Raw genomic sequence first — 14,776 nt, 5'->3', positions numbered from 1 at the left:
ATTATACCCCGTGGTAAGATTACCTGCCCACACTACCTCTTTTAACTCCCTCACTTTACCTCTTCATATAATTCCTTTGACGCTTCTTTAATAAAAGGGCAGGGTTCTCCTATATAAAAAACGGATAGTTCATGCATAGCACGTGTACAAACAGTATAAAACAGTTTTCGTTCTCTTTCATTTTGATAAGCAGACGCATTATAGATCGCAACTGCATCAAACTCGATCCCTTTTGCTAAATAAGATGGAATGATAATGGTCCCTTTTTGGAAAGCTGTGTTTTCATTGGCCATTAACTTAACATCCAGACGTGTTTTCATTTTTTCATAAACCGCATAGCTTTCTTTTGCTGTTCGGCAAATAATCGCAATCGTATCATGATTATCGTTTTTCCATTTTTGAACGGTTGATTCCAACTCTTCGATCAAACAAGCATCGTCATTTAACTTTACAACAGCAGGCTTTTCACCGGATCTGTTGAACGGAATGATTTCTCCACCATCCTGGAGTATGCTTTTCGTGAATTCCACGATCTCTTTTGTCGATCGGTAGCTTCTCGTTAGAGTAATAATCTCGGGATTCTTTTTATCTAACAGACTTTCCAGCATACCGAAGGAGTTATCTGATGAATGTGCATAGATCGATTGATTTAAGTCTCCGAGTATCGTCAAATTAGCACGCGGAAAAATCCGCTGGATAAAAGCAAACTGAAATGGCGAAAAATCTTGCGCTTCGTCAATAAATACATGCCTTACCGCTGCATTCGACTGAAAACCAATCACTAATTCCTTTAAGTAAAGGAATGGTGTTGCATCTTCGTTGGACAGGAAGTTTTGTTTTAAGTTATACAAGGTATTTTTGCAAACCTCATTCCACGTCCGATAATCAGTCATTCCTTTTTGATTCATTTGAAACAGTTTTGCATAAATCCCTTTCATATCTAGAAAGTCAAAATTCTCAATTGCCTCACGAACAGGCTTAAATGCAAGGCGCGTAATATATGCTGAAAGAACTTTCTGTTCACTTGCCAGATCATTGAAAGAATCATCTCGGTATTTGTTTCTTTTTTGCAGCTGTTCATAAAGTTTTGTATACACATGCTGATCCAAGAGTTGAATTTCCTTCTCGACCCAAGGCTTTTTCCGCTCCCGTCTTTCTGCTTTTTTCAGTTCTTCTAAAATCCAATGAGCTGTATTTTTCATACGGTATGGAACGGTCTCATTCTTATCCAGCGTATAGAAGAACTCGCGTATTTGCTTCGCTGAAATGACGGTTTTCTCACGGAATTTGATATCGTTAAACATCAATCCTGAAACACTTAATTGATCAACATATTTTTGAATAGCTTTAAGAAAATCAACTGAGGCTTTAAATCGAATTCCCTCAAGCCGCACAGAATCACTTGATCCAGAAAGCAGTTCCTCCATTTGTTCAAAAGGGGTTTCCACTAAAAACTGATCGGCTAGATGATGATTAATATAGGCTTGAAAAGTCGTTTGTTCCATGTTTTCTTCCCCAAGCTCAGGAAGGACGTTTGCCACGTAACTATTGAACATGTTGTTAGGTGAAAATAAAACAACATGTTGGGACTGCAGCGTTTCACGATCACGGTACAGCAAATAAGCAACACGTTGAAGTGCCGCAGACGTTTTACCGCAACCGGCAGCTCCTTGCACAATCAGAAGATCACTCGATGTATTACGAATAATTGCATTCTGCTCCTTTTGAATGGTTGCGACGATGCTCTTCATTTGAGTGTTTGCTTGTTTGCCTAACACTTGCTGAAGCAGTTCGTCTCCGATTGCTTCACCTGTATCAAACATGCCCTCTATTTTTGCGTTTTTAATAATAAACTGTCTTTTTAAATCCAAATCACCTTGAATAACACCACCTGGAGCACGATATTGCGCTTCACCTAGAGAATGATCATAATAAAGACTTGAAATTGGAGCCCGCCAGTCATGAACTAAAAAAGTTAATGTTTCTTCATCATAAAAAGAAGCAATCCCTAGATAGACTTTCTCAGGCTCACTTTCTCCCTCTTCCTTAAAATCAATTCGCCCAAAATAGGGGGAGTTTTTCAGTTTTTCATAGGTTTTAAACTGAGCTTCGGCAGAAGTGTGGCTCCGTTCGATCTCAGAAAGCAACTCAGCTTGCTGTTTAATACTGGCTGCCGTTTCTATCGCATCGTCAGGATCATCCAAATTTACCGTAACATCACTCCAGAAGTCTTTACGGATTTGAACAACATCTGCCTTTTTCCCGCCTAAATGACTTTGAAGATGATCTGTTGCTTGAGAAAGATTTTGTACAACTTCATCTACTCGTTTTTGTTCCCTTTCCTGCTCACGATTCCATGTAGTCATTCGATCTCTCCCTAAAAAAATTATTGTTGACATGCTTTTCTGTTTCATAGTATAATATAATTGGACATATCTATACAATAAAATAGAAAAGTGCGTCTTTTAAATTTTAACATAACTATGTATGGAATGTACATAGTTTTATAACGTAAAAAACAGTGGGTCCTCATGGACACCACTGTTTTTTTATTATGATTGCTTGACTGCTAGTTTCTCAATCACTTTTTTCATGGCATTAATCTGACCTGAATGGTATGTTTCATGGTAATTAGAAAATACCGCTAATTCAGCTACCGTGTTTAAACCAAAGAATGGCTGTTTTAATTGGTCTTGAAAACGTTCTGCTGGAATTTGTTTTATACGATCCAATTGATCTTTCAATTGTGTTGTAAGTTCTTGAAGAGTAGGTACTTCACCTTTCCAATCAGCAGGACTTGTTCCTCTGTTAAAAAGCCCGATATAGTTCGCTGGCAGCACTTTTGATTTCTCAGGATAACCAAACATAAAATGCTCTGCAGTGACTAAAACATGACCCACATGCCAACGGATGTTGTTGTTGAACCCTTCCGGCTGAATATCGGCCATCTCAGCACTCATACCTTCAACATTTTTCAGAAAGAAATCACGTGTTAATTCAAAGTTCTTTAATGTAAGCTCACTCACTTTTTACGCCTCCTTGCATTTTTTAGCGCTTTCTAATTCATTATACTAGGGTTCAATTCGCTTTCCTAATCAAACGACAGCCACTAGCGATAATCATTATGGGAAGGATGGAACAAATCTTCTTCTGAATTTCTTACCATGGAGAAATGATCGACATTTTAGTGGCCATGGCTGTATCGATGCAATGCTCTGGCTCTTTATTTATTTCTCGGTATCGTCAGTGTCTTCCATTGATCTGATTTCAGCATCTTCGCAATGTACACAATCTGACCGATGTGATAAGAATAGTGGTACATCTGGCGTTCAATTGCATCCATAACGGTATGTGTTTCATTTCGAATAAATATTTGCCGAAGCAGATCTTCTTCTCTTAAGCTATTTAGCGTTTGAAAGAAAACGTCCCATCCCTTATCCCAAACTTCAAAAAGCTCTTCCCGATTTCTAATGGAATTAACGAATTCACCATCTCGATTTCTTCCCGGTTTTTCTCCATCTGTCTCAAAAATATCAGTCCAGCGGGATACCATGTTGCCACTCATATGTTTTACGATGACCGCAATACTGTTGGAGTCTTCATTCGGATACCAAACTAAATGTTCATCCTCTAGCTGTAAAAACGTCTTTTCAGCATAATCCTTTGCATCTTGAAAACGTGATTTTACGGAGCGTAAGTACTCAGACATGACCTCTGTTTGTGAAGAAGCAAACATGGATACAACCCCTTTTCGATTAGGATACTATACTAATTCTCTTTCCAATTGGTAAATCCTATGAGACAGCATCAAAAGCTGGAGGGTACTTCACTTTTCCTTTTAATCCGTTTAAAGACCCACTCTTCAGTTCATAAACCATAAAAACTTCTTCCGGAACGGGTAATGGTGATTCAATGCCTTTTTGTGTAGCCGATACAAAACCAAACTTTGGATAAAAAGAAGGATGTCCAAGGACAACAACATGTTCAAATCCTAAGACTTTTGCTTTTTTCAACCCTTCTTTAACTAAAAGTGAGCCAATAGCCTGGTTCTGGTATTCTGGATGAACCGCCATAGGTGCCAATGCCAATGTAGGAATTAAACTCGTTTCTGTTTCAATGGATACACCGCTGAACAAAATATGGCCGATAATATCATTTTTTACTGCGACTAAAGATAATTCTGGGATAAAGAACTCAGATTTGCGGATGGCATCTACTAATCTGCCTTCGTTTTCTCCTTTAAAAGCAAGATTATTTACCATTTGAATAGCACCCAAATCACTTGGCTGCTCATGTCTAATCTTTATCATCCTATTCCCCTCTAGATCATTTGAATTAAATGCTTATAAAAAAACTGCTTCCTCAAAAAAGAGAAAACAGTTTCATCGCATCTTAAAGTTCTTTAGCAAAGTTACCAGGAATTAATTTAAGATCTTCGTGGATTGAGTTTAATTTATCTTGGAATGAAGTAAATAAAGTGTCTGCTTCCGTAGCTTTTGCTTCATCTTCTAATCCAGCAACTCTTGCTTCATATGACTTTTTGAGCTCTTCTAACGCACCTTTAGCTGCTGCTTGGTGATCTTCAGTTAGATCTGAAGGTACTTCAATGGAAGGAATTTCAGCAACTGCTTTTTCTCCAGATGCTTTTGCGTCAGCCTTTAGTTTATCAAGGTCCGCTTTAGGAAGTGCTTCTTCACCTTCTTTTTCTAATCCAGCAGCGTAAGCGTTAAATGCTGCATGGTATGAGCGAAGTTTTAGGACAAGATCTCCTTCAAACGCTAAAAGAGATTGCTTTTCAGCCATTGTTTCGTCTTTTTTCTCTGTTGCTGCGGCCGGTTTTGCTTCTTCTTTTTTCTTCGGTTCTGCTTCATCCTTACTGCAGCCAACGCTAAACGCAAGAAGAGCAGCAGCTGTAACAGCTAATAATTTTTTCATAGAGAAAAACCCCCTGTATTTCTATTATTTGGAACTTTCTTATTTTAATACTTTTTCTCAAAATTGTAAATTAAATGATCACTTTTTTTCAAAAAAAAAGAATAACAGGGTTTTAAACATTGTTATTACTGAATTTTATAAATATTTTGACAATGAATGCCATTAATATTTTGAACATAAAAGTTATATTAAGAAAGCAAATGTGTTTACACCGTTTTATTTTTTACGACAAAATTCTTCTCGTGTTTTAACAGCCATTCTTTTCTCCATAAACCACCGGCATAACCCGTTAGCTTTCCGTTTGAACCTATGATTCGGTGACATGGAATAACAATGCTCAGTTTATTTTTTCCATTTGCATTCCCTACCGCCCGAATGGCTTTTTCATTTTTTATAACGTTTGCTATGTCTTGATAAGAAACAGTTTGGCCATACGATATATCTATTAATGCATTCCAAACCATCTCTTGGAAAGGTGTTCCTTTCAATAGATAAGGAAAAGTAAACTCCTGGCGTTTTCCTTTAAAATATTCATGGATCTGTTCATAGCAATTCCTCAGAACTTGTGGAACAACTTCTGGAACACTCACATCCTCGTTTTGATCGTTAAACATAATGGAAATGACGGCATCATCATTGCTAACAAGTGCAAGTGTTCCGATAGGTGAATCATAGTTTAGCTTATAAGTTTTATTCATACAATGACCTCCATAGATAAAACGTTGCGTAGGCTTCCCATCCGCTCCAGTTTTTCGCTAGATTCATAATCTCCTCAGGACCCGGTTTTGCATCTAATCCTAATTGTATTTTTATTGCATTGTGAAGACCCACATCTGCAATCGGAAATGCACCAGGCTGGAGCAAACATTTCATGCTGACATAATCAGCCGTCCATGCGCCGACACCTCTTAATTTAATCAATGCGTCCCGCTGCTCGTCTAAATCTTGTAATGTAAGTAAGTTTTCTTTTGATAGTTCACCCGCAGCCATCAATTTTGCCGTATGAATCACATATTCTGCTTTACGTGTGGTAAATTGAAGTTTTCGTAAATCGTCCTCTTTTAAGGCAGCTATTTTTTCATAAGAAGGATAAAGCCAAAACGTGCGGCCATCATATTCCAATTTTTCACCATACTTTTCTACAAATCTGCTCTTTATCGTATACGCAAATGCAAGATTGATCTGCTGACCCATGATCGCCCAAGTGAGAGCCTCAAACAAGTCAGGAATTCCAATGATTCGCAGACCTTTATGTCCCGCAACCGTTCTCTTAAGTACTTGGTCATTTGAAGCAATCTTATAAAAATCAGATAGATCTCGTTTTAGATCAAAGTACTCCGTTACATACTCAGAAATTTTTTCTGTATCCTCATTGACAGGTTTTTCATCGGGAAACTCAATGATTAAAGTATTCTCCTCAATGCTAATCTTTAATAAGATGTGCTGATCTTTCAATTTAATCAATTTATATAAAGAATCATTTTCTATATGATGGAGAATTTCTTTATCCGATCGACCAAGAAACACAAGACATTCTTGGAACTTGAAATCACTTGGAGCCTCTATTTTCAGTACAGAGTTTTGATTAGTTTGTAACATTTTGGTGCTCCTTATTTTTTCGATATTCACTCGGAGAACAATTCTTGTATTTTCGAAAGGCTTTATAAAAGTTGGAAGGGCTATGAAAGCCGACTTCAAAACAGATTTCTAAATTTGATTTTGCTGTCGCGGCAAGTAGATAAGCGGCTTTGTCTAGTCGAATTTTTTCTAAATATTCTCGAGGTGTAACCTTCATTTCTTCTTTATATAGCCTTTCTAAATAAAACGGACTGACACCAATGTGTTCTGCAATATCTTGCAGGACCACTCTTTTAGTAGAATGATTGATTAAATACTCGCAAGCCTTTCTTACTAAATCCATTTGCGGGCAGTCTTTAATCTCAGGCTGGCACCTCTTACACGCTCGATATCCTAAAGCTTCACACTCAGACATCGTCCGATAAAATTCCACATTCATTTTTTTCGGTTTCCTAGATCGGCATGATGGCCGGCAATAGATTTTTGTCGTTTTAACTGCTGTGTAAAACAAACCATCATAGGAGCGGTCACATTCCATAATCTTATCCCACTTCTCATCAAACGACAGATTGATCGTCTCCATCTTGCAGCCTCCCCTTCACGTTTGTTTGTTACCTATAGTTTATCAATTCATTGACGATAAAACGTCCTTTTTCTTGCTATTATGGTCTGGTGTAAAACAAAAGGCTGGAGAAGTACTTCACTGATAAGTTGGCTGGAGTGAAAGATGCGAGACTCCTCGAAAATAAAAATCAATTTTCTTCGTGCGATGTTCCGCTGCCGAAGCCTTCCTTGTCCTGCGGGATTAGCGGGACAGGTGAGACCCCAAAAGTGCAAGGCGCTAGGGAGGCTCAACGCACACCCCGCGGAAAGCGAGCATCCTGAAACGGAAATCAACCGCATCTAAGTACAACAATGTTTACGAAAATTGTAAAACAAAAAAGACAGCCTGCAGACTGTCTTTTTAAAAGCCTATTTTGTTAGAGCAACCTTTTTCCTCTGTTGCTTTCCACGAACCTGATATTGCAGTAAAATTAGTGATGCTATTATAAAAGAGGTAATACCAAATCCGATTACCATCTTCTCAAGACCGATTGTATCTAAAAACAATCCCGTTAAGAGCATCAGAATTTGGAAAATAATATTATCTACCATCCCTTTTATCGAAAAGAACCGTCCATGATAATCAGACGGGACATCCGTTTGAAAAATAGTCGTTACGACAGGAAAAAGCGTTCCTGCCGCAAGTCCAAACAGACCGAATGATACAACAGACATAGCAGGAAGATGTGCTAGAAATAAAGAAGTATGTGCCGTTGCGATAATAAACGTAATGGCCAACATGTAAGAAAGCTTTGGATTATCCCTGAAAAATCTTTTCGATAAAAACGTTCCTATAAAAACACAAACACCTTCTGTGGTATAAAGAATCCCTTTGATACCCGGATTATGCTGAAGGTCGCTGATTTCGATCACCATCAAGTTAAATCCTGAAAGAAAAAGATAAGCAGGCAATAGCAAGAAAATCCCATAAACCACCTTCTGCTGCTTTTTCACCATCGGATACAGCTCACCAAGTGTTCTGAAGAAGCTTTCCTTCTTGTCATTCTTATTGAACTCTTTTGGCTTTTCTTCCACATGGATAAAAAGGGTTGAAATCAAAAGAATAATATAAGAAATTAATGTGACCGTATACAAGGAAAAGAGAGACATACTGACGAGCATCACTCCCCCAAGCGCCGTTCCAACAATCCTTGAACCTGTAAAAATATTCATGTTGATGCCGTTCGCGTCCAACAATTCTTCTTTTTTAACGATTAGCGGAAGCATCGTCTGCATGGCAGGCTGCGAAAATGTGCCTGATATTCCGATCACTAAAGTATAGACCACCATCCACCATACATGGTTAGAAGCAATCGCTAAATACATAAAAAAGATGGCTGCACATCTGGCAAATCCTGCATAGATCAAAATCTTTTTCTTATTGCTTCGGTCAATAATTCTTCCAGCCATTGGCGCCAAAAATATTCCCACTAAAAACCCTGCTAAAATGATAAGTGCCTGTAAAAAAGAAGATTCCACGTTCTTTTGCAAGAATTCAAGATTCCCAATGATCCCTACCCAAAGCCCTGTACTCGATACACCAAGCCCAAACATCAGCAATAAAAAATTCCGGTTTTTCCACATGATTGATTTCCCCTTTAGTTCACCGAAATCATTTTTGATCAGGAACTTATTTCATTTTTTTCAATACTTGTAAATCTATTAGATCAAAATATCCGATTTCTTCTTCTGTATCCCACAACATAATATCGGATGTTTCCTCATTTTCATGAAAGGGCTGCAAAGATTCAAGTTCTCCGTAATAAACAGGATTGAATTTCAATTCCCCATTCGTTCTATTAATAAGTTTCAGCAAGCCTTTAAATTTCAAATTATCCACACGTTGTCCTGTTTCTTCATATAACTCACGAATTGCACACTCTTTCGGCGTTTCTCCATGCTCTCTTTTCCCTGCAGGAAGCTCCCATTGATTTCTCCACTTGTTATAACAAATTAAGAATTTTCCTTCACAGGTAATAACTGCAAATGATCCCGCTAATTTCTTATATTTTTCAATTTCACCTTCGTCAACCGGTAGAAGGTCCATATATTCATAATGATTATTCGTAAAGTTTGGATTCATCTTATTACTCCTGATCACTTTTCATGCTACTTCATTATACCATTTATATACAATCAGGTATCTCTCATCTTCCTCTGTTATAATGACTAAAGTAGATTGTGGAAAGGGGTACGTTATGAAACAACTAATTCTCGCTGAGAAGCCGAGTGTAGCGCGTGATTTGGCACGTGTATTAGGCTGTAAGCAAACCAATAAAAGCTATATCGAAGGACCGAAGCATATTGTAACGTGGGCACTTGGTCACCTCGTTGAACTAAAAATGCCTGAAGACTATGACAAACAATATAAACAATGGCGATTAGAAGATCTGCCGATTATTCCGAAACATATGGGGCTGAAAATTATACGCCAAGTGAGTCATCAGTTTCGTGCGATCGAACAGCTTGCAAAACGAAAAGACCTCGCCGAACTTGTCATCGCTACAGATGCAGGACGTGAAGGTGAACTTGTAGCACGCTGGATCATCGAAAAAGTAAAGTGGCAAAAACCAATTAAACGTTTATGGATTTCTTCACAAACCGATAAAGCGATCCGTGATGGTTTCAATCAATTAAAACCAGCGAAGCAGTACGATAATTTATATCAATCTGCCGTTTGCCGCTCAGAGGCTGACTGGCTGATCGGACTGAATGTTACACGGGCACTCACTACGAAATACAATGATCCCCTATCAGCTGGACGTGTACAGACTCCTACACTAGCGATGATTTTGGAACGCGAACAAGAAATCAACACATTCCAGCCAAAAGACTATTGGACGATTGATGCTTCAATTGGTCTTCTAAAAGCTTCTTGGGAACAAAATGGAGAGAAGCGTATTTTTGATGAGAAGAAAGCAAAAGACATCGTGAACCAGGTAAAAGGAAAATCGGCGAAAGTGGAATCTCTTTTAAAGAAAGAAAAAACCGAGTCCCAGCCGATGCCTTACGATCTGACAGAACTTCAGCGAGATGCGAACCGCCGCTTCGGTTTCTCTGCGAAGAAGACTTCATCCGTCCTGCAAAAGCTTTACGAGCAATACAAACTAGTAACGTATCCAAGAACAGATTCCCGTTATTTAACAAGTGACATGGAAAATACGATGTACGAACGACTGCAAGGAATGTCTGCTGGCTACCGTGACGAAGTACAGCCTCTTCTTAAACAAAAAGGAAAAGTGGCAGCCAAAAAAGTTTTTAATGACAGCAAAGTAACCGATCATCACGCTATCATTCCGACTGATGAACCGCTTCACCTTGGCGATTTGGACAACGATGAGCGTAAGCTGTACGACATTATCGCGCGCCGGTTCCTTGCGCTTTTCTATCCGGTTTACAAAGCGGAAACATTAACAGCCACGCTAAAAGTGGACCGCGAATCCTTTGTCGCACGAGAAACGATTGTGCTGGATCCAGGTTTTAAAGTACTGTCAGGTAAAGAAGAAGAAAGTCCCAGAGCTTTAGCCAACTTAACAGAAGGACAGTCGTTATCTGTTAAAGATGTTCATTTGGAGAAAAAGCTTACTGAACCGCCAGCTCGTTTTACAGAGGCTGATCTTCTTTCCCGTATGGAAAAGTACAGTCTTGGAACACCAGCAACACGTGCAGATATTATCGAGCGTTTACTAGGTTCAGAGGTACTGGATCGAAAAAATAATAAGCTTCATCCTACACCAAAAGGAAAACAGCTGATCGATTTAGTGAATGATGAATTGAAGTCGCCTGAATTAACAGCGAAGTGGGAACAGGAGCTTGAAGCAATCGCACGCGGAAAAGGAAATCCGAAAGAGTTCTTAGAGAATATTCGCAAGCAAACGAAGCAACTCGTAATGGAAATCAAAACGAGTTCACAAGAATACCGAGCACACAATCTTACTGGATCGAAATGTCCGGAATGCGGAAAGTTATTAAAAGAAGTTAAAGGCCGCGATGGCAAAGTGTTAGTGTGTTCGGACCGTGAATGTTCGTATCGCCGACGCAAGGATCCAAAACTCTCTAACCGACGATGCCCTCAGTGTCATAAAAAAATGGAGATTCATAACGGTAAAGCCGGAACGTATTTTCAATGCAAGCCATGTAACATTGTGGACAAAGCAGATGACACGAAAAAGAAAGTAACGAAGCGCGAAGAACGACAATTGATGAAAAAATATAGCGCTAACAATAAAGAAGATGAAGGTTTTGGCAATAGCCTGGCAGATGCGTTGAAAGCTGCGATGAAGGATAAAAAGTAAAACAAGACAGTTCCCTATTTTTTTGGGGAGCTGCTTTTTCTATTTCCCGTTACTTATCGATATAATTTAAAGAGCTGTAAGACAGGAGGATTTTACGAATGAAAAATTACTATGCCGTGATTTTCACATCTCAAAGAACTGTATCCGATTCTCAAGGATATTATTTAATGTCTGAAAAAATGGCAGAACTAGCAAAGAAACAGCCAGGGTTTATTGATATAGTAAGCTCCAGAGACAGCAATGGGTTTGGAATTACGATTTCGTATTGGGAATCCTTAGAAGCCATCCAAAAATGGAAAGAAAATATGCAGCACCAAACCGCACAGCACAAAGGAAAAGAAACATGGTACAGCAGCTATCATGTGCGAATTTGTAAAGTTGAAAGAGAGTATTCCTTTTAAGTTTTACGATTATTGTTCGAATTTAGTAGTTTCGTGGTTAAATGGAGTTTAACGTGGATAATTTTTGGATTCACCGTGGATCTTTTGGAGATCACCATTTCTTAGTACAGAAATGATAAACAAAACATGACCATTAGTCTAAAAACTCCATTAAAAAGAAAAACTGACTCAAAATCATTAAACTTGAGTCAGTTACCTTTGTTTTTAATTACTTTTAGCCTCTATTAATTTCATCTTCACACTTTGCCGGACACGATAAAGTCTTGATATTACAGCAGTACGTGAAATATGAAGTTTGGAGGCGATCTCTTCTTTTAGTCCATGTTATCGTACATTTTTTAAAAGAGTTACGGCTACTGTTGTTCCTTTGCCTGGTATACTCTCAATGTGAAGACTGCCTTTGTGATCGGTTATGATTTTATTACTCACAGTTAGTCCAAGCCCTATACCTCTTTCTTTATTCGTATAAAAGGGTACTCCAATTCTCTTTAAGCGGTCTTCCTCTATCCCCACACCTGTATCTGCAAAAAGAAGCTTCACAGAACCGTCTTCCAGTTCATCTATACCTACCGTTAACACCCCTCCATTACTCATCGCCTCAAGTGCGTTTTTGATGATGTTAACAAATACTTGCTTTATCTGATTCTTTTCACAAGAAACAAAAAGGTCCATTTCTTTAAATAGGAGTCTGATTTCTACGTTGTATAAATCAGCTTGAGATGAAAAAAGGAGAAGAGTGTCCTGAAGCAGCTTTACTACATTTACTTCATTCGCATATTGCATAGCATCTGGTTTTGCAAGTCCCATAAATTCGTTTACAATTTGCTCGATATGATTTAGCTCTTTTGTTATTACATCATGATAAAAGTGTTGTTTTTCTCCATTAATTTCTCCATTTTTTAACAAGTCAAACAAACCCTTTATCGATGTGAGAGGATTCCGAATTTCATGCGCCACCCCCGCGGCAAGTTCTCCTACAACTGCTAGCTTTTCGCTGTTCCTTTTATATTCGTCTGCCTTTCTCTTTTCCGTAATATCTCTAGAAATAAAAACGATGCCTTCTACTTCCCCTTTTACTGAAAGCATTGACATTCCTTTCCCTTCAAGAAACACTTCACTTCCTGAAGCATGTATCTTCCTATATATAAGCGGCTGAACATATTGAGATTCTGTAATATGTGACATATATTCTTGAACAGCAGTATGGTCTTCATGATGAATATGTTTTAATGCTGGCTGACCTAGAAGATTCTTTGGGTCAATTCCTAAAATATCCTTATACGATCTCGAAGCATATAAATAATTTGACTGCCGGTCAATTAAACAAATTAAATCATTGCTATGTTCCAAAATAAGACGATGTGTGTGTTCACTTTTTTCAAGTGCGAATTCTGCCATTTTACGCTGTGTAATATCCCTGGATGCAACGACAGCATATTTCCCTTTATTTTTTTCTATAACTGGTGTACCTTTTGATTCTAGCCAAATGAAAGTACGGTCTTTTTTCAAGTATCGATATTCGACTGTTACAGGTACTTGCTCACTAATCATTCTCATAAACTCGCTTATGATATGATGTTGATCATCAGGATGGACCAATGTAAATGTAGAGGTTCCGATCGCTTCATTCTTCGGATAACCTGTCACCCACTCATACGAAGGAGTAAGATAGGTAAACAATCCCTCTTCGTTCACAAGCCCAATAATGTCTATCATATTTTCTGTAATAAGCTTTAAATGGTCGGACGTTTCTTTTTCCACAAGCTTTTGTTGTGTAATATCCCTGATGATCACTTGTGTAGCATCGGATGAAAATATGAGCGGGAATCCAATGACTTCAACAATTATTTGATTTCCTTTTTGAGTAATCCAATTCTGTTCACGCGGCATTGGAGCAATGCCATTGTTGCATGACTGAATTGTATCTTCAACGGTTTCATGAATTTCTGAAGGAAGATTGTTCCATATTGGCTTACCGATGATATCTTCTTCCGCTTCAAGGATCTTCCTTGCTGCCGGGTTAACATATTTCCATTTGCGGTCGTCCTGAATAAGAAATGGCGTGTCTGATGCTTCAAAATGATTCATGTATTGATCTACTAGTGCATTTGAGACGATTGGAAGACCTTTTGGAACTTTCATTTCACCCTCCTGCTGGATCTGACATTTCATTTGGAATTTGTTTTACATTTTAAATTATAAACATATGTTCTTTTGTAAATAAAGAAATTTCTTGAAATATATTTTTAATTTTTTGAATTATTGAGACGAAAACTCAGTAAGGAACTTCTAAAATCGGAGGGGGATTATGCTTATTTTCATAGCGTTGTTTAGAAAGTTTAAAAGATTGCAGAGCTAATTTAATTGCTGTTTTTCGGACTATATCAGTCTTAGAAACCATAATCATTTGTTCATTTCTGTAGTCAATTATGCTGATGACCACTGTTGTTTTGTCTGGATACTGAAAAATGTCAATATCAATTAACTCACCTCCCATGATCACTCGAAAAAACCGATACTGCGGGGAACTTTTCACTTTTTATCAACCCCTTTTCATTTTTTCAAGCTATTATGTTTAATATAAAAGTTTTGTACCTAAATCATAATTTCATTCGGGTAATTTGTCAATATATTCTGTCAATTTAAGTCGATTTCCTAGGAAATAAGTAGTAAATTATTTCTTTATGACATAATAGAGATAAGAAAAGGACGAGAATTAACTCGCCCTTTTAATTTTGTTTATTTGGTGGAGATTGCGGTGGTGAAGATTGACCGCCTGCACTTGTTGAGTCTTTATCCGGTTTAACTGGCTGTTTCTCCACTTCTTTAGATGGCTCATGTTTTATAGAAATAAGCTGAAAGCCAGTCCCATACAGCTGTTCCTCTAATTTAGATTCTACTTCTAGTCCTTCATGTAATACTCTTTCATCATATTCAAGGTTAACTGTTATAGATTTCATGTAT

At 38.0% G+C, this 14,776-nt stretch carries 15 protein-coding genes; 2 read left to right on the top strand and 13 right to left on the bottom strand.

Annotation, left to right across the window (positions count from 1 at the left end; all coding sequences use genetic code 11):
* Positions 1 to 50 precede the first annotated feature (50 nt).
* From helD to J2X07_RS01935, 10 genes are all read right to left on the bottom strand, one after another.
* On the bottom strand, positions 51 to 2,366 hold the full coding sequence (gene helD, locus J2X07_RS01985) for an RNA polymerase recycling motor HelD (RefSeq protein ID WP_310255997.1): 2,316 nt from the start codon (positions 2,364 to 2,366) through the stop codon (positions 51 to 53).
* Positions 2,367 to 2,552: 186 nt separating this feature from the next.
* On the bottom strand, positions 2,553 to 3,026 hold the full coding sequence (locus J2X07_RS01980; RefSeq protein WP_310255996.1) for a DinB family protein: 474 nt from the start codon (positions 3,024 to 3,026) through the stop codon (positions 2,553 to 2,555).
* A gap of 197 nt (positions 3,027 to 3,223) precedes the next feature.
* The gene (locus J2X07_RS01970) at positions 3,224 to 3,736 is read right to left on the bottom strand and encodes a DUF1572 family protein (protein WP_310255995.1); all 513 of its coding nucleotides are present in this window, start codon (positions 3,734 to 3,736) and stop codon (positions 3,224 to 3,226) included.
* 58 nt (positions 3,737 to 3,794) lie between these two features.
* Positions 3,795 to 4,310 carry a GNAT family N-acetyltransferase gene (locus J2X07_RS01965; protein ID WP_310255994.1) on the bottom strand — a complete coding sequence of 172 codons (516 nt, stop codon included), beginning with the start codon at positions 4,308 to 4,310 and terminating at the stop codon, positions 3,795 to 3,797.
* An 82-nt stretch (positions 4,311 to 4,392) separates the two neighbouring features.
* Positions 4,393 to 4,935 carry a hypothetical protein gene (locus tag J2X07_RS01960; protein WP_310255993.1) on the bottom strand — a complete coding sequence of 181 codons (543 nt, stop codon included), beginning with the start codon at positions 4,933 to 4,935 and terminating at the stop codon, positions 4,393 to 4,395.
* A gap of 206 nt (positions 4,936 to 5,141) precedes the next feature.
* Positions 5,142 to 5,633, bottom strand: a complete 492-nt coding sequence (locus J2X07_RS01955; protein ID WP_310255992.1) for a methylated-DNA--[protein]-cysteine S-methyltransferase — start codon at positions 5,631 to 5,633, stop codon at positions 5,142 to 5,144.
* Positions 5,626 to 6,534, bottom strand: a complete 909-nt coding sequence (locus tag J2X07_RS01950; RefSeq protein WP_310255991.1) for a DNA-3-methyladenine glycosylase family protein — start codon at positions 6,532 to 6,534, stop codon at positions 5,626 to 5,628. Before J2X07_RS01950 ends, J2X07_RS01955 begins: the two co-directional genes overlap by 8 nt.
* The gene (locus tag J2X07_RS01945) at positions 6,521 to 7,096 is read right to left on the bottom strand and encodes a bifunctional transcriptional activator/DNA repair enzyme AdaA (protein ID WP_310255990.1); all 576 of its coding nucleotides are present in this window, start codon (positions 7,094 to 7,096) and stop codon (positions 6,521 to 6,523) included. The genes J2X07_RS01950 and J2X07_RS01945 overlap by 14 nt, the downstream gene beginning before the upstream one ends.
* 389 nt (positions 7,097 to 7,485) lie before the next feature.
* A complete protein-coding gene (locus J2X07_RS01940; RefSeq protein WP_310255988.1) occupies positions 7,486 to 8,700 on the bottom strand; it encodes an MFS transporter in 1,215 nt (404 codons plus the stop codon).
* A 46-nt stretch (positions 8,701 to 8,746) separates the two neighbouring features.
* Positions 8,747 to 9,199, bottom strand: a complete 453-nt coding sequence (locus J2X07_RS01935; protein ID WP_310255987.1) for an NUDIX hydrolase — start codon at positions 9,197 to 9,199, stop codon at positions 8,747 to 8,749.
* A 115-nt stretch (positions 9,200 to 9,314) separates the two neighbouring features.
* Between J2X07_RS01935 and J2X07_RS01930 the strand changes: the two genes are divergently transcribed.
* Positions 9,315 to 11,411: a DNA topoisomerase III gene (locus tag J2X07_RS01930; RefSeq protein WP_310255986.1), complete on the top strand. Its 2,097-nt coding sequence runs from the start codon at positions 9,315 to 9,317 to the stop codon at positions 11,409 to 11,411.
* A 98-nt stretch (positions 11,412 to 11,509) separates the two neighbouring features.
* Positions 11,510 to 11,812, top strand: a complete 303-nt coding sequence (locus tag J2X07_RS01925; RefSeq protein WP_310255985.1) for an antibiotic biosynthesis monooxygenase family protein — start codon at positions 11,510 to 11,512, stop codon at positions 11,810 to 11,812.
* A 324-nt stretch (positions 11,813 to 12,136) separates the two neighbouring features.
* On the opposite strand, the gene J2X07_RS01920 is transcribed toward J2X07_RS01925, so the two are convergent.
* The 3 genes from J2X07_RS01920 to J2X07_RS01910 form a co-directional block, all read right to left on the bottom strand.
* Complete coding sequence (locus tag J2X07_RS01920; protein ID WP_310255984.1) at positions 12,137 to 13,954, bottom strand: PAS domain S-box protein; 1,818 nt, start codon at positions 13,952 to 13,954, stop codon at positions 12,137 to 12,139.
* Positions 13,955 to 14,087: 133 nt separating this feature from the next.
* A complete protein-coding gene (locus tag J2X07_RS01915; RefSeq protein WP_310255983.1) occupies positions 14,088 to 14,348 on the bottom strand; it encodes a hypothetical protein in 261 nt (86 codons plus the stop codon).
* A gap of 193 nt (positions 14,349 to 14,541) precedes the next feature.
* Positions 14,542 to 14,772, bottom strand: a complete 231-nt coding sequence (locus J2X07_RS01910; RefSeq protein ID WP_310255982.1) for a hypothetical protein — start codon at positions 14,770 to 14,772, stop codon at positions 14,542 to 14,544.
* Between the last annotated feature and the right edge of the window lie 4 nt (positions 14,773 to 14,776).

It is taken from the genome of Fictibacillus barbaricus, from assembly GCF_031457135.1.
Lineage (GTDB): Bacteria > Bacillota > Bacilli > Bacillales > Fictibacillaceae > Fictibacillus > Fictibacillus barbaricus_A.
Note: the sequence above shows the minus strand (reverse complement) of the source record. Positions and strands in the feature narration are given on the sequence as shown.